The 18211-nt window shown below is 59.3% G+C and carries 15 protein-coding genes; 10 read left to right on the top strand and 5 right to left on the bottom strand.

The annotated features are described in order from the left end of the window. Window positions 1-241 precede the first annotated feature (241 nt). A complete protein-coding gene (ydiK, locus tag L085_RS17625; RefSeq protein ID WP_033633195.1) occupies window positions 242-1342 on the top strand; it encodes an AI-2E family transporter YdiK in 1101 nt (366 codons plus the stop codon). A gap of 475 nt (window positions 1343-1817) precedes the next feature. On the opposite strand, the gene ppsA is transcribed toward ydiK, so the two are convergent. Beyond that, window positions 1818-4196, bottom strand: coding sequence for a phosphoenolpyruvate synthase (gene ppsA / locus L085_RS17630; RefSeq protein ID WP_004931376.1), 2379 nt, complete (start codon window positions 4194-4196; stop codon window positions 1818-1820). A 459-nt stretch (window positions 4197-4655) separates the two neighbouring features. On the opposite strand from ppsA, the gene L085_RS17640 reads away from it, so the two are divergent. From L085_RS17640 to L085_RS17680, 9 genes are all read left to right on the top strand, one after another. Further along, entirely contained in the window at window positions 4656-5516 is an 861-nt protein-coding gene (locus tag L085_RS17640; RefSeq protein ID WP_049239973.1) for a pyruvate, water dikinase regulatory protein, read from the top strand. Between the two features lie 197 nt (window positions 5517-5713). Continuing rightward, entirely contained in the window at window positions 5714-6760 is a 1047-nt protein-coding gene (locus L085_RS17645) for a 3-deoxy-7-phosphoheptulonate synthase (protein ID WP_044031348.1), read from the top strand. Between the two features lie 105 nt (window positions 6761-6865). Further along, window positions 6866-7351, top strand: a complete 486-nt coding sequence (locus tag L085_RS17650) for a glutathione peroxidase (RefSeq protein WP_044031349.1) — start codon at window positions 6866-6868, stop codon at window positions 7349-7351. Between the two features lie 171 nt (window positions 7352-7522). Then, window positions 7523-7705 carry a hemin uptake protein HemP gene (locus tag L085_RS17655; RefSeq protein WP_004931384.1) on the top strand — a complete coding sequence of 61 codons (183 nt, stop codon included), beginning with the start codon at window positions 7523-7525 and terminating at the stop codon, window positions 7703-7705. A 94-nt stretch (window positions 7706-7799) separates the two neighbouring features. Further along, window positions 7800-9881 carry a TonB-dependent hemoglobin/transferrin/lactoferrin family receptor gene (locus L085_RS17660; RefSeq protein ID WP_044031350.1) on the top strand — a complete coding sequence of 694 codons (2082 nt, stop codon included), beginning with the start codon at window positions 7800-7802 and terminating at the stop codon, window positions 9879-9881. A 66-nt stretch (window positions 9882-9947) separates the two neighbouring features. Next, window positions 9948-10985, top strand: coding sequence for a hemin-degrading factor (locus tag L085_RS17665; protein ID WP_019456012.1), 1038 nt, complete (start codon window positions 9948-9950; stop codon window positions 10983-10985). Next, window positions 10982-11812 (top strand): ABC transporter substrate-binding protein, encoded by an 831-nt coding sequence (locus L085_RS17670; RefSeq protein ID WP_044031351.1) that lies wholly within the window; start codon window positions 10982-10984, stop codon window positions 11810-11812. Before L085_RS17665 ends, L085_RS17670 begins: the two co-directional genes overlap by 4 nt. Continuing rightward, window positions 11812-12816, top strand: coding sequence for an iron ABC transporter permease (locus L085_RS17675; RefSeq protein ID WP_044031352.1), 1005 nt, complete (start codon window positions 11812-11814; stop codon window positions 12814-12816). Before L085_RS17670 ends, L085_RS17675 begins: the two co-directional genes overlap by 1 nt. Then, window positions 12809-13594 carry a heme ABC transporter ATP-binding protein gene (locus L085_RS17680; protein WP_044031353.1) on the top strand — a complete coding sequence of 262 codons (786 nt, stop codon included), beginning with the start codon at window positions 12809-12811 and terminating at the stop codon, window positions 13592-13594. Before L085_RS17675 ends, L085_RS17680 begins: the two co-directional genes overlap by 8 nt. 37 nt (window positions 13595-13631) lie before the next feature. On the opposite strand, the gene L085_RS17685 is transcribed toward L085_RS17680, so the two are convergent. The 4 genes from L085_RS17685 to L085_RS17700 all read right to left on the bottom strand — a co-directional run bounded on the left by L085_RS17685 (window position 13632) and on the right by L085_RS17700 (window position 18098). Next, window positions 13632-15074, bottom strand: coding sequence for a YdiU family protein (locus L085_RS17685; RefSeq protein ID WP_044031354.1), 1443 nt, complete (start codon window positions 15072-15074; stop codon window positions 13632-13634). Window positions 15075-15318: 244 nt separating this feature from the next. Then, on the bottom strand, window positions 15319-16050 hold the full coding sequence (locus tag L085_RS17690; protein ID WP_004931399.1) for an EAL domain-containing protein: 732 nt from the start codon (window positions 16048-16050) through the stop codon (window positions 15319-15321). Between the two features lie 510 nt (window positions 16051-16560). Next, the gene (locus L085_RS17695) at window positions 16561-17574 is read right to left on the bottom strand and encodes a lipoate--protein ligase A (protein ID WP_044031355.1); all 1014 of its coding nucleotides are present in this window, start codon (window positions 17572-17574) and stop codon (window positions 16561-16563) included. 59 nt (window positions 17575-17633) lie between these two features. Beyond that, window positions 17634-18098, bottom strand: coding sequence for an NlpC/P60 family protein (locus L085_RS17700; RefSeq protein WP_016927954.1), 465 nt, complete (start codon window positions 18096-18098; stop codon window positions 17634-17636). Window positions 18099-18211: the final 113 nt, after the last annotated feature.

Raw genomic sequence — 18211 nt, forward strand, 5'->3', positions numbered from 1 at the left:
TTTTTTGACCCTGTCCGTCTATTTTTTATGCGCTGATGTACGCTGAATCGGGCCTTTAATTCAGACCCACCCTATTTTTTAGTGACACTAAAAACTAACATACTCGTTTAGTGAAGGCATTCACATTATTACCGCCCTGCGAGCGCCGCCACAGGCGGCCGCCCGGCGGTGAGAAACCGACCGACAGGCACCCCGATTCGCCGGTGCCAGGGATTTAATTGACCAGGATGAGAACCCACTGATGCCACTCCCGCAATCGCGTTACGACTTACCGCGAATTATTTTCGGCGTGCTGTTTATCGCCATCATGATCGTCGCCTGTTTTTGGGTGATCCAACCGTTTATTCTCGGCTTCGCCTGGGCGGGCATGGTGGTGATCGCCACCTGGCCGCTGCTGCTCAAACTGCAAAAGCTGCTGTGGGGCCGCCGTTCGCTGGCGGTGCTGGTCATGACCTTGCTGCTGATCCTGCTGTTCATTCTGCCTATCTCACTGCTGATCAGCAGCGTGGTGGATAACAGCGCGCCGCTGATCGCCTGGGCCAGTTCGCCGGGCAAACTGCATATTCCCGATCTCGCCTGGCTGCAGTCCGTGCCGATGATCGGCGACAAACTCTATACCAGCTACCACACGCTGGTTAACGCCGGCGGCGCCGCGCTGCTGGCGAAGGTGCAGCCGTACTTTGGCCAAACCGCCACCTGGTTCGTGGCGCAGGCGGCGCATATCGGCCGTCTGCTGCTGCACTGCGCGCTGATGCTGCTGTTCAGCGCCTTGTTGTATGCACGCGGCGAGCAGGTGGCGCTGGGTATCCGCCACTTTGCGGTGCGCCTCGGTTCCGCGCGCGGCGATGCGGCGGTGCTGCTGGGCGGCCAGGCGATCCGCGCCGTCGCGCTGGGCGTGGTGGTGACGGCGCTGGTGCAGTCGGTGCTGGGCGGCATCGGTCTGGCAGTAAGCGGCATTCCGGCCGCCACCCTGCTGACGATGCTGATCTTCATCTGCTGTGTGGCGCAATTGGGGCCGCTGTTGGTGCTGGTGCCGGCCATCATCTGGCTGTACTGGCACGGCGACACCACCTGGGGCACCGTGCTGCTGGTCTGGAGCTGCGTGGTGGCCACGCTGGATAACGTGCTGCGCCCGGTGCTGATCCGCATGGGCGCCGATCTGCCGCTGCTGCTGATCCTGTCCGGCGTTATCGGCGGTTTGCTGGCCTTCGGCATGATTGGCCTGTTCATCGGCCCGGTGGTGTTGGCGGTGTCTTATCGCCTGCTGACCGCCTGGATGGATGAAGCGCCGGAGCCGACCTCCGCGCCGGAGCAAGTCATCGACGATCTGGAAAAACGCTAATTCCCCCTTCCGCCCGCACCGTCGGGCGGAACTTTTCGCGCCCGTCATTATTCCTACCTCATTCGAGTAATATCTCCGCCCAATATAATGCCGCCCTATATTGATTACGGTACGGCGAATGAAAGGTGCAATGTAAATCCCTGTTTGTTGCAAACGGAAAAAAGAGATAACTCCCGCAAATAAAATGTGATGCCGCTATCGATTAGGATGATTCTTAATGACTAGTCGCGTTCAAAAATCTAGTATTATGGCCATCTATTGCTTCAAATCACTGATTTTAAAGCAACCTTTCTGAACAATGTAATGCCATACATGTGAATTGCTGTGTGTAGTCTTTGCCCATCTCCTACGGTGGGCTTTTTTTATTCTTTTTTCGTCGAATTGATTATTTTACGCGCCGTTATTTACATTCGGAAATAAAAAGGCCGCAGCGTTAACTGCGGCCCGACGTTAATGCCTCAGTGAGGCCGAGACATTATTTCTTTTTCGACAAATTGATCCAGGTCTGCACCACAGTGTCCGGGTTAAGCGACAGGCTGTCGATGCCCTGCTCCATCAGCCACTCGGCAAAGTCTTCATGGTCAGACGGGCCCTGGCCGCAGATGCCGACGTATTTGCCGTGGCGCTTGGCCGCCTGAATCGCCATCGACAGCAGCGCTTTCACCGCCTCGTTGCGCTCGTCGAACAGTTCCGACACTACGCCGGAATCGCGATCCAGCCCCAGCGCCAGCTGAGTCATGTCGTTGGAGCCGATGGAGAAGCCGTCGAAGTGCTCGAGGAACTGATCCGCCAACAGCGCATTGGACGGGATTTCGCACATCATGATCACTTTCAACCCGTTTTCGCCGCGTTTCAGCCCCTGACGCGCCAACTCGGCCACCACCGCTTCCGCCTGCGCCACGGTGCGCACGAACGGCACCATGATTTCGACGTTGGTCAGCCCCATATCGTTACGCACGCGTTTCACCGCCTCGCACTCCAGCGCGAAGCAATCGCGGAAACTGTCGGCCACGTAACGGCCGGCGCCGCGGAAGCCCAACATCGGGTTCTCTTCGTGCGGTTCATACTTGTCGCCACCCACCAGGTTGGCGTACTCGTTGGATTTGAAGTCGGACAGACGCACGATCACGCGCTTCGGCCAGAAGGCGGCGCCCAGCGTCGCGATGCCTTCGGTCAGGCGACCGACGTAGAACTCGACCGGGTGATCGTAACCCTGCATCAGCGCGCGAATTTCATTTTGCAGCGCCGGCGTCTGCTGGTCGAACTCCAGCAGCGCGCGCGGGTGCACGCCGATCATGCGGTTGATGATAAATTCCAGCCGAGCCAGGCCCACGCCTTCGTTCGGCAAACGCGCGAAGTCGAAAGCGCGATCCGGGTTGCCGACGTTCATCATGATCTTCAGCGGCAGATCCGGCAGCTCGGTCACTTCGGAGCTCTGCACGCTGAAGTCCAGCATGTCGCTGTAAACGAAGCCGGTGTCGCCTTCCGCGCAGGAGACGGTGACTTTCTGGCCGTCTTTCAACACGTCGGTGGCGTGGCCACAGCCCACCACCGCCGGAATGCCCAGCTCACGCGCGATGATCGCCGCGTGACAGGTGCGCCCGCCGCGGTTGGTGACGATCGCGGCGGCCTTCTTCATGATCGGCTCCCAGTCCGGGTCGGTCATGTCGGTCACCAGCACGTCGCCCGGCTGGATGCGATCCATTTCGCTGATGTCGTGGATCACTTTCACCGGACCGGCGCCGATGCGGTGGCCGATGGCGCGGCCTTCCACCAGCACCGGGCTGGTGCCGTTCAGCTGGTAGCGTTCCATGGTCTGCTCGTTGGAGCGTACGGTCTCCGGGCGCGCCTGCACGATCAGCAGCTTGCCGGTATGGCCGTCTTTCGCCCACTCGATATCCATCGGGCGGCCATAATGTTTTTCGATCAGGATCGCCTGCTGCGCCAGCGCCTGCACTTCTTCATCCGTCAGCGAGAAACGGCTGCGCTGCGCTTCCGGCACGTCTTCGATGCGCACCTGCTTGCCGTGATCCTGCGACGGCGCGTATACCATGCGGATCTTTTTCGAACCCAGGTTGCGGCGCACGATCGCCGGCTTGCCGTTTTGCAGCGTCGGTTTGTGCACGTAGAACTCATCCGGGTTCACCGCGCCCTGCACCACCATTTCACCCAAGCCGAAAGCGGAGGTGATGAATACCACCTGATCAAAGCCGGACTCGGTGTCGATGGTGAACATCACGCCCGAGGAGGCCAGATCCGAGCGCACCATGCGCTGTACGCCGGCCGACAACGCCACGCCGCGGTGATCGTAGCCCTGGTGCACGCGATAAGAGATGGCGCGATCGTTGAACAGCGACGCGAACACGTGCTTGATCGCCACCATTACGGCGTCGATGCCCTGCACGTTGAGGAAGGTTTCCTGCTGACCGGCAAAGGAGGCGTCCGGCATGTCTTCCGCCGTGGCGGAGGAGCGCACCGCAAAGGAAGCTTCCGGTTCGCCGTCGGCGAGCTGTTGGTAAGCCTGATGAATTTCACGCTCGAACTCGGCGTGGAACGGCGTGTCGATCACCCATTGGCGGATCTGGGCGCCGGCCTTGGCCAGTTGGGCAACGTCGTCAACGTCAGTCTGATCCAGTAACTGATAGATGCGCTGGTTAACACCGCTTTGTTCGAGGAAATCGTTAAACGCCTGTGCGGTGGTGGCAAAACCGTTAGGCACGGCCACGCCCAAATCGGAAAGATTGGTGATCATTTCACCGAGGGAGGCATTTTTGCCGCCGACACGGTCAACGTCGTGCATGCCAAGCTGGTTGTACCAAAGCACATTACGCAAGTCTGGGCCATTGTTGGACATCGAGACAATCCTTATTGCTATCAGTAGGGTAAAGACGGATTTAATTCGCTTGCTTTACGGCACCGTTAACACGGAGCCGAATCAGACTAGCACACTGATCCGGGGAAAATGGAAAGGTGAATCGATCAACCCACTGAAGAAAGTGGTTTTTAAGAGAATGTCCTAACCGGCTGATTTGCCTGGGAACCGTTCCCAATCGCACGAAAAGCTTAGTTCTCAACAAATTACGCTCTTTTTAAAATTCTGTTTTAATGACCACGCAAACGCTATCGTTTTTGGTGAAAATAGCGGCAAATTTACGTTTCGGCTCGAACAGCGTCGCTGCGCCGCGATTTCTGCCGCCGCCAAAGCGCGCTTTTCTTCGCGCGCCGCCGCAAGGCGGTTTACCGCCCCGCCGTCACAATTTTTTCCCTCGCCCCTTTACCGGCGGATCGTCTGCGGCTCATGATATTGGCAGTGATGACAGCAGGAACACCGTTTTCAGGTAAGGAGCCTCGGGTGGAAAGAAGCGTTTTTTATATTTCGGATGGTACGGCGATCACCGCCGAAGTGCTGGGACACGCGGTGCTGTCGCAGTTCCCGGTCACGGCGACCACGTACACCTTGCCGTTTGTCGAAACCGAGGCGCGCGCACGCGCAGTTCGCCAACAAATCGATGATATCTATAATGAAACCGGTGTACGGCCGCTGGTGTTTTACTCCATCATCTCGCCGGAAGTGCGCGACGTGATCGTTCAGAGCCAAGGCTTCTGTCAGGATATCGTGCAGGCGCTGGTCGGCCCGCTGCAGGGTGAGCTGGAGGTGGAGCCGACGCCGGTGCCGAACCGCACCCACGGCCTGACCGCCAGCAACCTCGGCAAGTACGACGCGCGCATTGCCGCCATCGACTATACCCTGGCGCATGACGACGGCATTTCGCTGCGCAACCTCGATCAGGCGCAGGTGATCCTGCTCGGCGTGTCGCGCTGCGGCAAAACCCCCACCAGCCTTTATCTGGCGATGCAGTTCGGCATCCGCGCCGCCAACTACCCGTTTATCGCCGACGATATGGACAATTTGCACCTGCCGGCCTCGCTGAAACCGTTTCAGCATAAATTATTCGGCCTGACCATCGATCCGGAGCGCCTGGCGGCGATCCGCGAAGAGCGGCGCGAAAACAGCCGCTACGCTTCATTGCGCCAGTGCCGCATGGAGATCGCCGAGGTCGAGGCGCTGTTCCGCAAAAATCAGATCCGCTACCTCAATACCACCAACTATTCGGTCGAAGAGATCTCCACCAAAATCCTCGACATCCTTGGCATGAGCCGCCGCATGTTTTGATCTTTTCCTCGCGGGGCCGCTGTGCCCCGCCGTCTGCCGTTTATTTCAGCAGCAGCTGATTTTTTTGTGCTTTTTTTCGCGGCTTTGATCAACAGAACGCAATCTCTACGGTTGAATTCAGCGCTTTTTGCGTTATTGTGATCGCCATCACTTCCCGGCACTCCTGCCGCAGAGAAGAACAGTTTCCAGGGAACAACATGTACAAAACAGATGAACTGCGGACCGCGCGCATCGACAGCCTCGTCACGCCGCAAGTGTTGGCGGACAAACTGCCGATCTCGGCGGCCGTCGCCGATAACGTGACAGCGTCACGAAAACGCATTGAAAAAATCCTCACCGGCGAAGACCGCCGCCTGCTGGTGGTGATCGGCCCCTGCTCCATTCACGATCTCGACGCCGCCGTCGATTACGCCGGCCGGTTGAACGCCCTGCGCGAACGTTACCAGGATCGCCTGGAGATCGTGATGCGCACCTACTTCGAAAAACCGCGCACCGTCGTCGGCTGGAAAGGCCTGATCTCCGATCCGGCGCTGGACGGCACCTTCCAGGTGAACCGCGGCATCGAAATGGCGCGCCGCCTGCTGCTGGAAGTGAACCAGCTCGGCCTGCCGACCGCCACCGAATTCCTGGACATGGTGGTTGGCCAATATATCGCCGACCTGATCAGCTGGGGCGCCATCGGCGCGCGCACCACCGAAAGCCAGATCCACCGTGAAATGGCCTCGGCGCTCTCCTGCCCGGTCGGCTTCAAAAACGGCACCGACGGCAATACCCGCATCGCCATCGACGCCATTCGCGCGGCGCGCGCCGGGCACATGTTCCTGTCGCCGGACAAACATGGCCAGATGACCATCTACCAGACCAGCGGCAACCCGTACGGCCACATCATCATGCGCGGCGGCAAGACGCCAAACTACCACGCCAGCGATATCGCCGCCGCCTGTGACAGCCTGCGCGAGTTCGATCTGCCTGAACACCTGGTGATCGACTTCAGCCACGGCAACTGCCAGAAAATGCACCGCCGCCAGTTGGAAGTGGCCGACAACGTTTGCCAGCAGATCCGCGCCGGCTCCGCCGCCATCACCGGCGTGATGGCCGAAAGCTTCCTGGTGGAAGGCACGCAGAAGATCGTCGCCGGCCAGCCGCTGACCTATGGCCAGTCGATCACCGATCCTTGCCTGAGCTGGTCCGACAGCGAACAGCTGCTGGCGATGCTGGCGGATGCGGTCGATAGCCGTTTCTGACGCAGCACAGGCCGGGGCCTTGCCCCGGCTTTATTCATCCCGCCCTGCTCATCTATACTGATTGCAACGCTTTAGCACCCGCCGAAATGCACTGGGAGCCCCGGCATGATTCACTCTCTGTTATCCATTCCCTGCGTCACGCTGCAGGGCGAGCAAAAAACGCTGGGCGATTTCCCGGCGCGCGCTTACCTGGTGGTCAACACCGCCAGCAAGTGCGGCTTCACCCCGCAATATCGCGGGCTGGAAAATCTGTGGCAATACTATCGCGAACGTGGCCTGATGGTGCTCGGCTTCCCCTGCAACCAGTTTGGTTCTCAGGAACCGGGCAGCCCGCTGGAGATCGCCAATTTTTGCAGCCTTAACTACGGCGTCAGTTTCCCGCTGTTCAGCAAGATAGAGGTCAACGGCCCCGGCGCCCACCCGCTGTTCAATGAGCTGAAACGCCTGGCGCCCGGCATTCTCGGCAGCCGCCGCATCAAATGGAACTTCACCAAATTCCTGCTCACCGCCGACGGCCAGCGCGTCACGCGTTTTGCGCCGCTCACCAAACCCGAACGCCTGTTTGACCGCATCGAAACCCTGCTGAAATAACGCCCCTTTTTTACGGGCCGAGTGCGCTCGGCCCGCCGCCGGATGCCCGTTCGACAAAAAGGTTCCATCGGTAAGAAAATTTTCCTTGATGTAACCTTTCCTTCACATGATAATGATTATCAGTTTGATATTAATTACCATTTAATGATCTGTTTTTTAAGCACAATGATGATGGATACTGCCAACACGCCAACCCCCGCCGCCGCGGCCCCGAACGAGCACAGCGCAAACGCGCCGCCCAGCTACGACAGCGCACAGCTGCTCGGCGCCGACGGCATCGCGTTCATTACCCATCAGGGCCAGCGCTATCAACTGCGGCAGACCAAAGCCGGGAAATTGATCCTGACCAAATAACCACAGAATCCTCAAACGCCAGCCACCCCGATCGTTTGATCCAGGCAGCCAGCAAATCTATTGATATGTTTTATTACATACGGAGAGTTGCACCATGCCTCTGACATTTTCCACCCGGCTGCGTTTTTCCGCTTTGAGTCTGGCGATTGCCTGCGCTCTGCCTACGGTGGCCTTGGCACAAAACACCAGCACAACATCCCCTTCCAACGCGGCGCAGGCGAAAAAAGCCAAAGCCGCCGACGAGACCATGACCGTGGTCGCCACCGGCAACCAACGCAGCAGCTTTGAAGCGCCGATGATGGTCACGGTCATCGAAGGCAATTCGCCGGAAAGCCAGACCGCCACCTCCGCCGCCGATATGCTGCGGCGCGTGCCGGGCATCACCGTCAACGGCACCGGGCGCAGCAACGGCCAGGATGTGACGATGCGCGGCTATGGCAAGAACGGCGTGCTGACGCTGGTCGACGGCATTCGCCAGGGGACCGATACCGGCCACATCGGCGGCACCTTCCTCGATCCGGCGCTGGTCAAACGCATTGAAATCGTGCGCGGCCCTTCTGCGCTGCTGTATGGCAGCGGCGCGCTGGGCGGCGTTATCGCTTACGAGACCGTCGATGCCGCCGATCTGCTGCTGCCGGGCCGCGATAGCGGGTTCCGCGTCTACGGCACTGCCGGCACCGGCGATCACAGTTTGGGCATGGGCGCCAGCGCTTACGGCAAGACCGATAACCTCGACGGCCTGCTGTCGTTCGGCACCCGCGATGTCGGCAACCTGCGTCAGGGCAACGGTTTCGATGCGCCTAACGACGAAACCATCAGCAACGTGCTGGCCAAAGGCACCTGGAAGATCGACGACAATCAGTCGCTGAGCGGCGATCTGCGTTATTACAACAACGACGCCCAAGAGCCGAAAAACCCGCAGACGCCGGACAGCTCGAGCAGCAACCCGAAGACCAACCGTTCCACCATTCAGCGCGACGCCGCTCTGAGCTATAAGCTCAAGCCGGTCGGCCAGGATTGGCTGGACGCCACCGTCAAGCTGTACACCTCGGAAGTCAAAATCAATGCGCACAACGCCGGCGCGACCGACGAATTCCGCAAGCAGACCACCAACGGCGGCAAGCTGGAAAATCGCACGCGCCTGTTCGCCGACAGCTTTGCGTCACACCTGCTGACCTACGGCTCCGAGGTGTATGAACAGAAACAGCAGCCGGGAGGCGCCACCACCAGCTTCCCGCAAGCCAAGATCAACTTCGCCTCCGGCTGGCTGCAGGATGAAATTACGCTGCGCGATCTGCCCATCACGCTGCTCGCCGGCACCCGCTATGACAATTACAAAGGTTCAAGCGACGGTTATGCCGATGTCAATGCTGACAAGTGGTCGTCACGCGGCGCAGTCAGCATTACCCCCACCGATTGGTTGATGCTGTTCGGCTCCTACTCTCAGGCGTTCCGCGCGCCGACGATGGGTGAGATGTACAACGACTCCAAACACTTTTCGATACCCATGGGGCCTACCACCCTCACCAACTATTGGGTGCCTAACCCAAATTTGAAACCAGAAACCAACGAAACCCAAGAGTACGGATTTGGTCTGCGTTTCGATGATTTGATGCTGGCCGATGATAGCCTGCAGTTCAAAGCCAGCTACTTCGATACCAAGGCTAAGGATTACATCACTCCCGATTACACCATGGAGATAGGACGTGGGCCACGCGGGCCTTACTGCATCAGCTGCACCACATTTTCAACCAACGTCGATCGCGCCAAGATCTGGGGATGGGACGCGGCACTCAGTTATAAAACACCGTGGTTTGGCTGGGACTTGGTCTATAACCGCACCCGTGGCAAAAATGAAGCGACCGGTGAATGGCTGGCCGACATCAACCCGGATACCGTCACCAGCTCGCTGGACGTGCCACTGGGCGAAACCGGTCTGTCCGTCGGCTGGGTCGCCACCTTCGCCGAGCGCGCCAAGCGAGTGCCCGCCACCTACTCGGAACAAGGCGGATACGGCGTCAACGACTTCTATCTGAGCTATAAGGGCCGCGACCGCCTGCAGGGCGTCACCACAACCGTGGTGCTGGGCAACGCCTTCGACAAAGAATATTACTCGCCGCCGGGCATCCCGCAGGATGGCCGCAACGCCAAACTGCTGGTCAGCTACCAGTGGTAATCATTTGACTATCTGGCGGACAACCCGGTTGTCCGCCGTTCGCATTACAGCGCAGGAGAATCCCGCATGAGCAACACCCTATACGAACGCTACCAACAGGCCAAAATCGACCACCCCGGCAAATACGCCCGCGATCTGGCGGCGATCCTCGGCGTCAGCGAAGCGGAACTAACGCACGCCCGCGTTGGCCACGACGCCCGCCGCCTGCAGGCCGACGCCCGCACGTTGCTGACCGAACTCGAGCAAGTGGGCGTCACCAAGTCCATCACCCGCAACAGCTATGCGGTACATGAGCAGATGGGCCGCTACCGCAACCAGCACCTAAACGGCCACGCCGGGCTGATCCTCAACCCGCGCGAGCTGGATCTGCGCCTGTTCCTCAACCACTGGACCAGCGTCTTCGCCATGAGCGAAACCAACAAGCGCGGCGTGCGCCACAGCATTCAGTTCTTCGACCAACAGGGCGATGCGCTGCACAAGGTCTATACCACCGAAGAAACCGATCTGCCGGCCTGGATGGCGCTGGTGGAGCGCCATCTGAGCGAAGAAAACCCGGCGCTGGCCCTGCAGCCCGCCGAGGCGAGCACCGCGGATGAAACGACGCAGGATCATGCCAAAATCGACGCTGAATGGCGTGCGATGACCGACGTTCACCAGTTCTTCCAGCTGCTGAGCCGCAATAAGCTCACGCGCCAACAGGCCTTCCGCGCCGTCGGCGACGATCTGGCCTATCAGGTAGACAACAGCGCGCTGTCGCAACTGCTGGAAGCGGCGCAGCAGCAGCAAAACGAGATCATGATCTTCGTCGGCAACCGCGGCTGCGTGCAGATCTTCACCGGCCAGATCGAACGTCTGATGCCGCAGGAAGGCTGGATCAACGTGTTCAACCGCCGCTTCACGCTGCATCTGATTGAAGGCGCCATCGCCGAGAGCTGGATCACCCGTAAACCGACCAAAGACGGCATCGTCACCAGCCTGGAGCTGTTCGCCGCAGATGGCACGCAGATCGCGCAGCTGTATGGCCAGCGCACCGAAGGCCAACCGGAACAAACCCAGTGGCGCGAGCAGGTCGCCGCGCTCGCCGCCAAGGACATCGCCGCATGAAATCCTCCTTGATCCGCCGCCTGGCGTTGATGGTGACGCTGACGCTGCCGCTCACCGCCGCCGCGGCGCAGCGCATCGTCTCGATCGGCGGCGACGTGACGGAAATCGCCTTTGCGCTCGGCGCCGGCGACGACGTGATCGCCCGCGACAGCACCAGTCTGCATCCTGAAGCGGTGAAAAAGCTGCCGGACGTCGGCTACATGCGCCATCTGAACGCCGAAGGCATTCTGGCGTTGAAACCGACGCTGGTGCTGACAACCGAGCTGGCGCAGCCGGCGCTGGTGCTCAAACAACTGGCGGACAGCGGCGTCAAGGTCGTCAGCGTGCCGGGTGACACCACCCTGCAGGCGGTGCCGCAGAAGATCGCCGCGATCGCCGCCGCGCTGCAGCGTGATGAGCAAGGCAAGCAGTTGAGCGAGCGCTATCAACAGCAGCTGGCGGCGGTCGATACCACTCCGCTGCCGGTCAAGGTGCTGTTTGTGATGAGCCACGGCGGCATTACGCCGATGGCGGCCGGGCAACACACCGCCGCCGACGCGGTGATCGCCGCCGCCGGACTGAAAAACGCCATGCAAGGCTTTGACCGCTACCGTCCGCTGTCGCAGGAAGGCGTCATCGCCAGCGCGCCGGACCTGTTGCTGGTCACCACCGACGGCGTGCGCACCCTCGGCGGCGAAAAGCAGCTGTGGACGTTGCCGGGTCTGGCGTTGACGCCGGCAGGCAAGCAGCGTCGCGTGCTGATCGTCGATGACATGGCGCTGCTGGGCTTCGGTCTGGAAACGCCGGCGGCGCTGGCCAAGCTGCGCCACGCGGCGGAGCAAAAGTAATGCGCTGTCGCACCTCGCCTCAGTTAGCCATCATCGGCCTGCTGGTGCTGCTGACGCTGCTGGCGCTGGTCGCCGCTAACCTGGGCGCGCTGACGCTGTCGTTTGGCACCCTGTGGCGCGAACCCTTTAGCGACGCCGCCTGGCACATCTGGCTCAACATTCGTCTGCCGCGCGTGCTGTTGGCGGTAGTGATCGGCTGTGCGCTGGCGGTATCCGGCGCGGTAATGCAGGGGCTGTTCCGCAATCCGCTGGCGGATCCGAGCCTGCTGGGCATCAGCAGCGGCGGCGCGCTGTTTGTCGCGCTGTTCATCGTGATGCCGCTGGCGTTGCCGGTGACGATCGCGTTGTATGGACACATGCTGGCGGCGTTCCTCGGCAGCCTGCTGGTATCGCTGCTGATCTACGGCATCAGCCGCAGCGGGCACGGCAATCTTTCGCGACTGCTGCTGGCGGGCATCGCGATCAACGCCCTGTGCATGGCGGCCATCGGCGTGCTCTCCTACATCAGCAGCGATCAACAGCTGCGCCAATTCTCGCTGTGGATGATGGGCAGCCTCAGCCAGTCGCAATGGCCGACACTGGCCGTTTCCGCCTCGCTGATCCTGCCTACGGCGCTGCTGACGCTGCTGCAGGCACGCCGGCTGAACCTGTTGCAGCTGGGGGATGAAGAGGCCCACTACCTCGGGGTGAACGTCCAGCGCGCCAAGCTGCAGCTGCTGTTGCTGAGCGCCCTGCTGATCGGCGCGGCGGTGGCGATGAGCGGCGTGATCGGCTTCGTCGGTCTGGTGGTGCCCCATCTGGTGCGCATGCGCCTCGGCGGCGATCACCGCTGGCTGCTGCCCTGCTCCGCGCTGGGCGGCGCCTGCCTGTTGCTGGTCAGCGATACGCTGGCGCGCACGCTGGTGGCGCCGGCCGAAATGCCGGTGGGGTTGATGACCAGCCTGATCGGCGGTCCTTACTTCTTGTGGCTGGTGATGCGCCAGCGGGAGCGAACCGGTGGATAACGCCGCCAACCTCACGGCCCGGGAGCTGCGCTACAGCCTCGGTACGCGCCGCCTGATCAACGACGTTTCGCTCAGCCTCGCCGGCGGTGAAATGGTGGCGATTATCGGCCCTAACGGCGCCGGAAAATCGACGCTGCTGCGCTTGCTGACCGGCTATTTGACGCCGGACTGCGGCGAATGCCGGCTGCTTGACCGCCCGCTGGAACACTGGGCGCCGCAACAGTTGGCCAAAGTCCGGGCCGTGATGCGCCAGTACAGCGATCTGGCGTTTCCCTTCAGCGTGGAAGAAGTGGTCAGCATGGGGCGGGCGCCGCACGGCAAACGCGACGAGCACCAGGCGATCCAACAGGTGATGGCGCAGACCGATTGCCTGGCGCTGGCGCAACGCGACTATCGTCAGCTGTCCGGCGGCGAACAGCAGCGAGTGCAACTGGCGCGGGTATTGGCGCAGCTGTGGCAGCCGCAGCCGTCCCCCGCCTGGCTGTTCCTCGACGAGCCGACGTCGGCGTTGGATCTTTACCACCAGCAGCATACCCTGCGCCTGCTGCGCTCGTTGACGCGCCAACAGCCGCTGGGCGTCTGCTGTGTGCTGCACGATCTCAATCTGGCGGCGCTGTACGCCGATCGTATCCTGCTGTTGCATCAGGGGCGCCTGGTGGCGAGCGGCACACCGCAGGAAGTGTTGCAGACGGAAATCCTCACCCGCTGGTACCAGGCCGATCTCGGCGTGGTTCATCATCCCGAAGTGTCGTTGCCGCAGGTCTATCTGCGACAATGAAACGTTCAAGGGCGCCATGAGGCGCCCTTTTTTCATCTCAGCTGGAGCAGGAAATCTCCAGATGTTTACCCCAGTCCGGCGGCAGCGCGGCGAGATCGTCATACTCCGGCGCATCGTCGAACGGCCGCAGCAGAGCCTGATGCAACCGCCGCAAACGGCCGACGTCGTCTTTCTCCGCATCCTCAATCGCCTGCTGCGCCAGGTAGTTGCGCAGGATCAGCCGCGGGTTCACCGCCTTCATCGCCCGTTGCCGCTCCGCATCGCTGACCTGCTCCTGCTGCAGACGCTGACGATACTGCTGATACCAGGCATCGAACGCCGCACGGTCAATAAACTCGTCGCGCAGCGGCGACTGCGCCTGCTGCTGTTCGGTCTCGCTCAACAGGCGGAACGTGCGGGTATAGTCCCGCCCTTCCTGCGCCATCAGGCTCAACAGACCGGTGAGCACGTCATTATCCTGCGCCGTCGGCGTGAAGAAGCCCAGTTTGGCGCGCATCTGTTCACCGTAAGCGCGCATCAGCGCCGGTTCATACGCCGCCAGCGCCTGCTGCAACTGTTCGGTGGTCATCAGCCCAGACAAGGTTTGCGCCAGGCGATGCAGGTTCCACAGCGCCACCGCCGGCTGATTATCAAAGGCATAACGCCCTTGATGGTCGGAATGGTTACAGATATAGCCGGGCTGATAGTCATCGAGGAAGCCGTAAGGGCCGTAATCGATGGTGATGCCGAGAATCGACATGTTGTCGGTGTTCATCACGCCGTGGGCGAATCCGACGGTTTGCCAATGGGCGATCAGGCGCGCCGTGCGTTCGACCACGTCGGTAAACCACAACAGGTAACGATCGGCCTGATCCTGCAACTGCGGCCAGTGACGGGCGATGACGAAATCCGCCAGCTGCCGCACCTGCTCCGGCTGTTTGCGGTAGTAAAAGTGTTCGAAGTGACCGAAGCGCACATGGCTTTCCGCCACCCGCAGCAGCATCGCGCCGCGTTCCGTCTGCTCGCGGTATACCGGTTGTTGACTGGTGACAATAGTTAACGCACGCGTGGTGGGGATCCCCAGATGGTGCAACGCCTCAGAGGCCAGAAACTCGCGGACAACCGAACGCAGCACCGCGCGGCCATCCCCCATGCGTGAATACGGCGTCAGCCCGGCGCCCTTCAGGTGCCAGTCGCGGTGACTGCCGTCCGCCATGACCTGTTCGCCCAGCAAAATGCCGCGGCCATCGCCCAGTTGCCCGGCCCACACGCCGAACTGGTGGCCACTGTACACCTGCGCCAGCGGCTGCATGCCCGGCAGCAGCGTTTCTCCCGCCCAAATCGGGGTTTTATCCTGAGTAAACCAACTTTCATCCAGCCCCAGCTCGCGCGCCAGCGGCTCGCTATGGTACAGCAGGCGCGTATCCTTGAGCGGCGTCGGATTCAGAGCGGTGTAGAAACCAGGTAACTGTTGGTAGTAAGCGTTATCGAACTGCGGCATAGGCCCTCCGTTTCAGCGTAGTGTAGAGCGTGAACGGGCGGATTAACACCGAAGGAATGCAGGGAGAACGCATCCGCCTGTCGCCAGAACGGATGCGGGAGGTTTCGCGTGAGGAAACGCGCTGAACGTCAGCTGACAAACGCGGTTATCAGCAAAACGTGGGGGAATAACGGCGACTGAATCACGCTAAACATCACCCCGTCGCTTATTTACCTCATTGTGTGTAGTTTTTTTGTATCACTTCTTAATTATTGAACTCGCTGGGCATCGTCAGCAAAGCTTGCAGATTATCCACACCAACGCTGGGCCATAAAAAACCTTGCAGGCCTAAAACACCGGCGTATCTGAGTTTATTAAAATACTCTTTTTTCTCTATTCCTCCGACGATCACGCCGTTACATAACAGGTTGATATTCTTTAACAACGAGTCAATGACCACGTCATACCCCTGATGGGTAAACAGCTGCCAGTAAAAACGTTTGTCTATCTTTACGTAGTCAAACAAACCATCGTACAACGCGGTCAACGTGGCCTTACCGGAACCGAAATCATCGAGCCACAGCGTAAACATTTCGCTTAATCGCCGCACGCTCGGGTTGTTCTTACCGGCCGAAAGATTCGGAAAACTCTCACTCATTTCAAATGCAATAAAAGGATATTGCCCGATCCTTTGGCACAACGCCGAATCGGAAAGAATAAGCTCAACGATGGTTTCTTCGATATTGATGGTCAACTGTACGTTGTTATCGGTAAACCAAGCCGCATGCTGCTCCGCAAGTTTCAGTTGCTCATTAAATAACTCAATCCTTTGTTCAGGCGCCAATAAATTAATCCCAATTTCGGCCGGCATGGCTAAATCACCGTCGAGACTGTTGAAACGGCTCAACATTTCCACCGCCAACAGCCCGCCCTCCATTGAGTAAACAGGTTGAAAAACATAGCTACTAATAAAGTCAGCTTCGAGTTGGATGTTCATTTTAATGCCACAGGATGAATGGCTAGCGTATCATCGTATATCAATACATTTTATCGATCAATCCCTCTGGGATTAATCGGAAATATCAATGTAAATACCCATGAAATATCATTTAATTGATAGATTAAAGCTATACGACAATCGTAAAAGGCGCAAAGAAAAGCAGCCAGACTTATGCCAAGGTAGCCGTCAAACGCGTTATGCGAAAAGGTATTTGACTTAAGTTGAATGGATTTATGGCTAAATTTGACTTATCTCCTTTGTTTTATTTAAGAAAAATCCCAAATAAAGTAAAATAATCTTTCATTCTTAACGCCAATTTTCCCTGCCGTTAACGACGACTGATTAAATTTAATAACGCATCAATTCCGCCCGTTATTCGTGGCATTGAAAACGTAAAAAAATGCCCACCTTGATTTTCAGAAAATCTGCGCTACCACCATGCAAAACGTCGATTTCAGCGATAAAAAAAGGGATGAGCACGCTCATCCCTTCATCACCAGGCCTGCGCTAGCGGATTGTTTCGCTCAGCCATTGCCGCAGCTCGGCTAATTCGGCCGCCTGCTGAGGATAGTCCGCCATCAGCCGGTCACAGCAAGCGGCAACGGGCTCGCTTCGATACGCGCAGCCCACCAGCATCTCCGCCAACCGCTGCAGCGGGGCGGGATTCAGGCTGTCGGTGAACACCTGCGCGCGAACGATCGCCCCCTTCTCCACATCGAAGAACAGGTCTACGCCGCCCCAGACAAAGCGCTCGTTGAGCAAGTGGCTGAACGCCGGCGCCTTGCCAAAATTCCATTCCCAACTGCTCTGTTTGGCGAACTGCGCGGCAAAATCGGGCAGATCGGGGAATACATCCGGCGAAATGATCTCCGGCTCGGCCGTTTCGCCATAGTGGGCGAAGAAGGCCTGCACGATGGCGTCGCATACCTGCTCATGGCTGATGCCCGGCAAAAACTCCGCCAGGTTGGCGACGCGCGAACGCACCGAAGTGATACCCTTGGCCTGCAGCTTTTTGGGATCCGGGTTAAGGTAGTCCGCCAACCGTTCCAGATCGGCATTCAGCAGCAGCGTGCCATGGTGGAAACCGCGATCCTGCGTTTCTCGATAGGCCGAGCCGGATATTTTGCGCGGCCCGTCGGCGGTTTCCATCACCAGATCGTTGCGCCCCGACGCGCCGGCTGTGACGCCCAACTGCCGCAGCGCTTGCAGAATGATGTCGGTCGAGACGCTCTTGTCGTAGCCCGGTTTGCCGGCCATAAAGGTGAAGCAGGTATTGCCCACATCGTGAAATACCGCCCCGCCGCCGCTGCTGCGCCGCGCCAGCCGAATGCCATCCTGTTCCATACGCCGGGTGTTGCACTCTTTCCAGGGGTTCTGCGACTGGCCAATCACCACCGTTTCGGCATTGCGCCACAGGAAGAGGATTTTTTGCGTGGTCATTTCGCGGAAGATGCACTCTTCCACCGCCAGGTTGAACCAGGGATCGTAGGAGTCGGAGATCAGTAAACGCAAACTGTTCATGGCAGGCACCGTTCAAAACACGTGATGCCGCCATGATACACCAAATCAACGGGTTAAGGCTAAATGCGCCGCGCCTGCCAGTACACCCGCTTCCAGTAGACGTTATCGAGCGAGGAGCGGATCACCCCGCGGCTGGTCGACGCGTGGATAAATTGGTCGTTGGTATCGTAAATGCCGACGTGCAGACCGTTCTCACCGCCGCCGGTTTTGAAAAACACCAGATCGCCCGGCATCAGCTCATCGCGCGAGACCTTGGTGCCCAGCGAGGTTTGCTCTTCGGTCGAACGCGGCAGTTGCATGTCGAAGCGATCGCGGAACGTGCGGTAAACAAACCCGGAGCAATCCACGCCGCCACGATCCAGGCCGCCGTAACGGTATGGCGTGCCGTACCACTGGCGCAGTTGTTCATTGAGCTGGGCTACCACCACGATAGAATCCGCCAGGCGGCCGCTGGGTGGCGGCGCATGGCTGCTGCAACCGGCGAGGATTAAACTGGCTAATAAAAACCACACACGCATCCGCATAATATCCCTTCATTGAACACGTCGCCGCATTATGCCATCCGGTACACCACCACACCGCCTGCGAGGCAAAGTCGGCATCACGTAAGGAGAGCGCCATTTGGCGTTAATTTATC

The organism is Serratia sp. FS14 (genome assembly GCF_000695995.1).
In the GTDB taxonomy this organism is placed as follows: Bacteria; Pseudomonadota; Gammaproteobacteria; order Enterobacterales; family Enterobacteriaceae; genus Serratia; species Serratia nematodiphila.

Excerpts from the sequence above, each read along its gene's own strand:
- ydiK (WP_033633195.1), top strand. The coding sequence starts at position 242 with ATGCCACTCCCGCAATCGCGTTACGACTTACCGCGAATTATTTTCGGC.
- ppsA (WP_004931376.1), bottom strand. The coding sequence starts at position 4,196 with ATGTCCAACAATGGCCCAGACTTGCGTAATGTGCTTTGGTACAACCAG.
- L085_RS17640 (WP_049239973.1), top strand. The coding sequence starts at position 4,656 with ATGACAGCAGGAACACCGTTTTCAGGTAAGGAGCCTCGGGTGGAAAGA.
- L085_RS17645 (WP_044031348.1), top strand. The coding sequence starts at position 5,714 with ATGTACAAAACAGATGAACTGCGGACCGCGCGCATCGACAGCCTCGTC.
- L085_RS17650 (WP_044031349.1), top strand. The coding sequence starts at position 6,866 with ATGATTCACTCTCTGTTATCCATTCCCTGCGTCACGCTGCAGGGCGAG.
- L085_RS17655 (WP_004931384.1), top strand. The coding sequence starts at position 7,523 with ATGGATACTGCCAACACGCCAACCCCCGCCGCCGCGGCCCCGAACGAG.
- L085_RS17660 (WP_044031350.1), top strand. The coding sequence starts at position 7,800 with ATGCCTCTGACATTTTCCACCCGGCTGCGTTTTTCCGCTTTGAGTCTG.
- L085_RS17665 (WP_019456012.1), top strand. The coding sequence starts at position 9,948 with ATGAGCAACACCCTATACGAACGCTACCAACAGGCCAAAATCGACCAC.
- L085_RS17670 (WP_044031351.1), top strand. The coding sequence starts at position 10,982 with ATGAAATCCTCCTTGATCCGCCGCCTGGCGTTGATGGTGACGCTGACG.
- L085_RS17675 (WP_044031352.1), top strand. The coding sequence starts at position 11,812 with ATGCGCTGTCGCACCTCGCCTCAGTTAGCCATCATCGGCCTGCTGGTG.
- L085_RS17685 (WP_044031354.1), bottom strand. The coding sequence starts at position 15,074 with ATGCCGCAGTTCGATAACGCTTACTACCAACAGTTACCTGGTTTCTAC.
- L085_RS17690 (WP_004931399.1), bottom strand. The coding sequence starts at position 16,050 with ATGAACATCCAACTCGAAGCTGACTTTATTAGTAGCTATGTTTTTCAA.
- L085_RS17695 (WP_044031355.1), bottom strand. The coding sequence starts at position 17,574 with ATGAACAGTTTGCGTTTACTGATCTCCGACTCCTACGATCCCTGGTTC.
- L085_RS17700 (WP_016927954.1), bottom strand. The coding sequence starts at position 18,098 with ATGCGGATGCGTGTGTGGTTTTTATTAGCCAGTTTAATCCTCGCCGGT.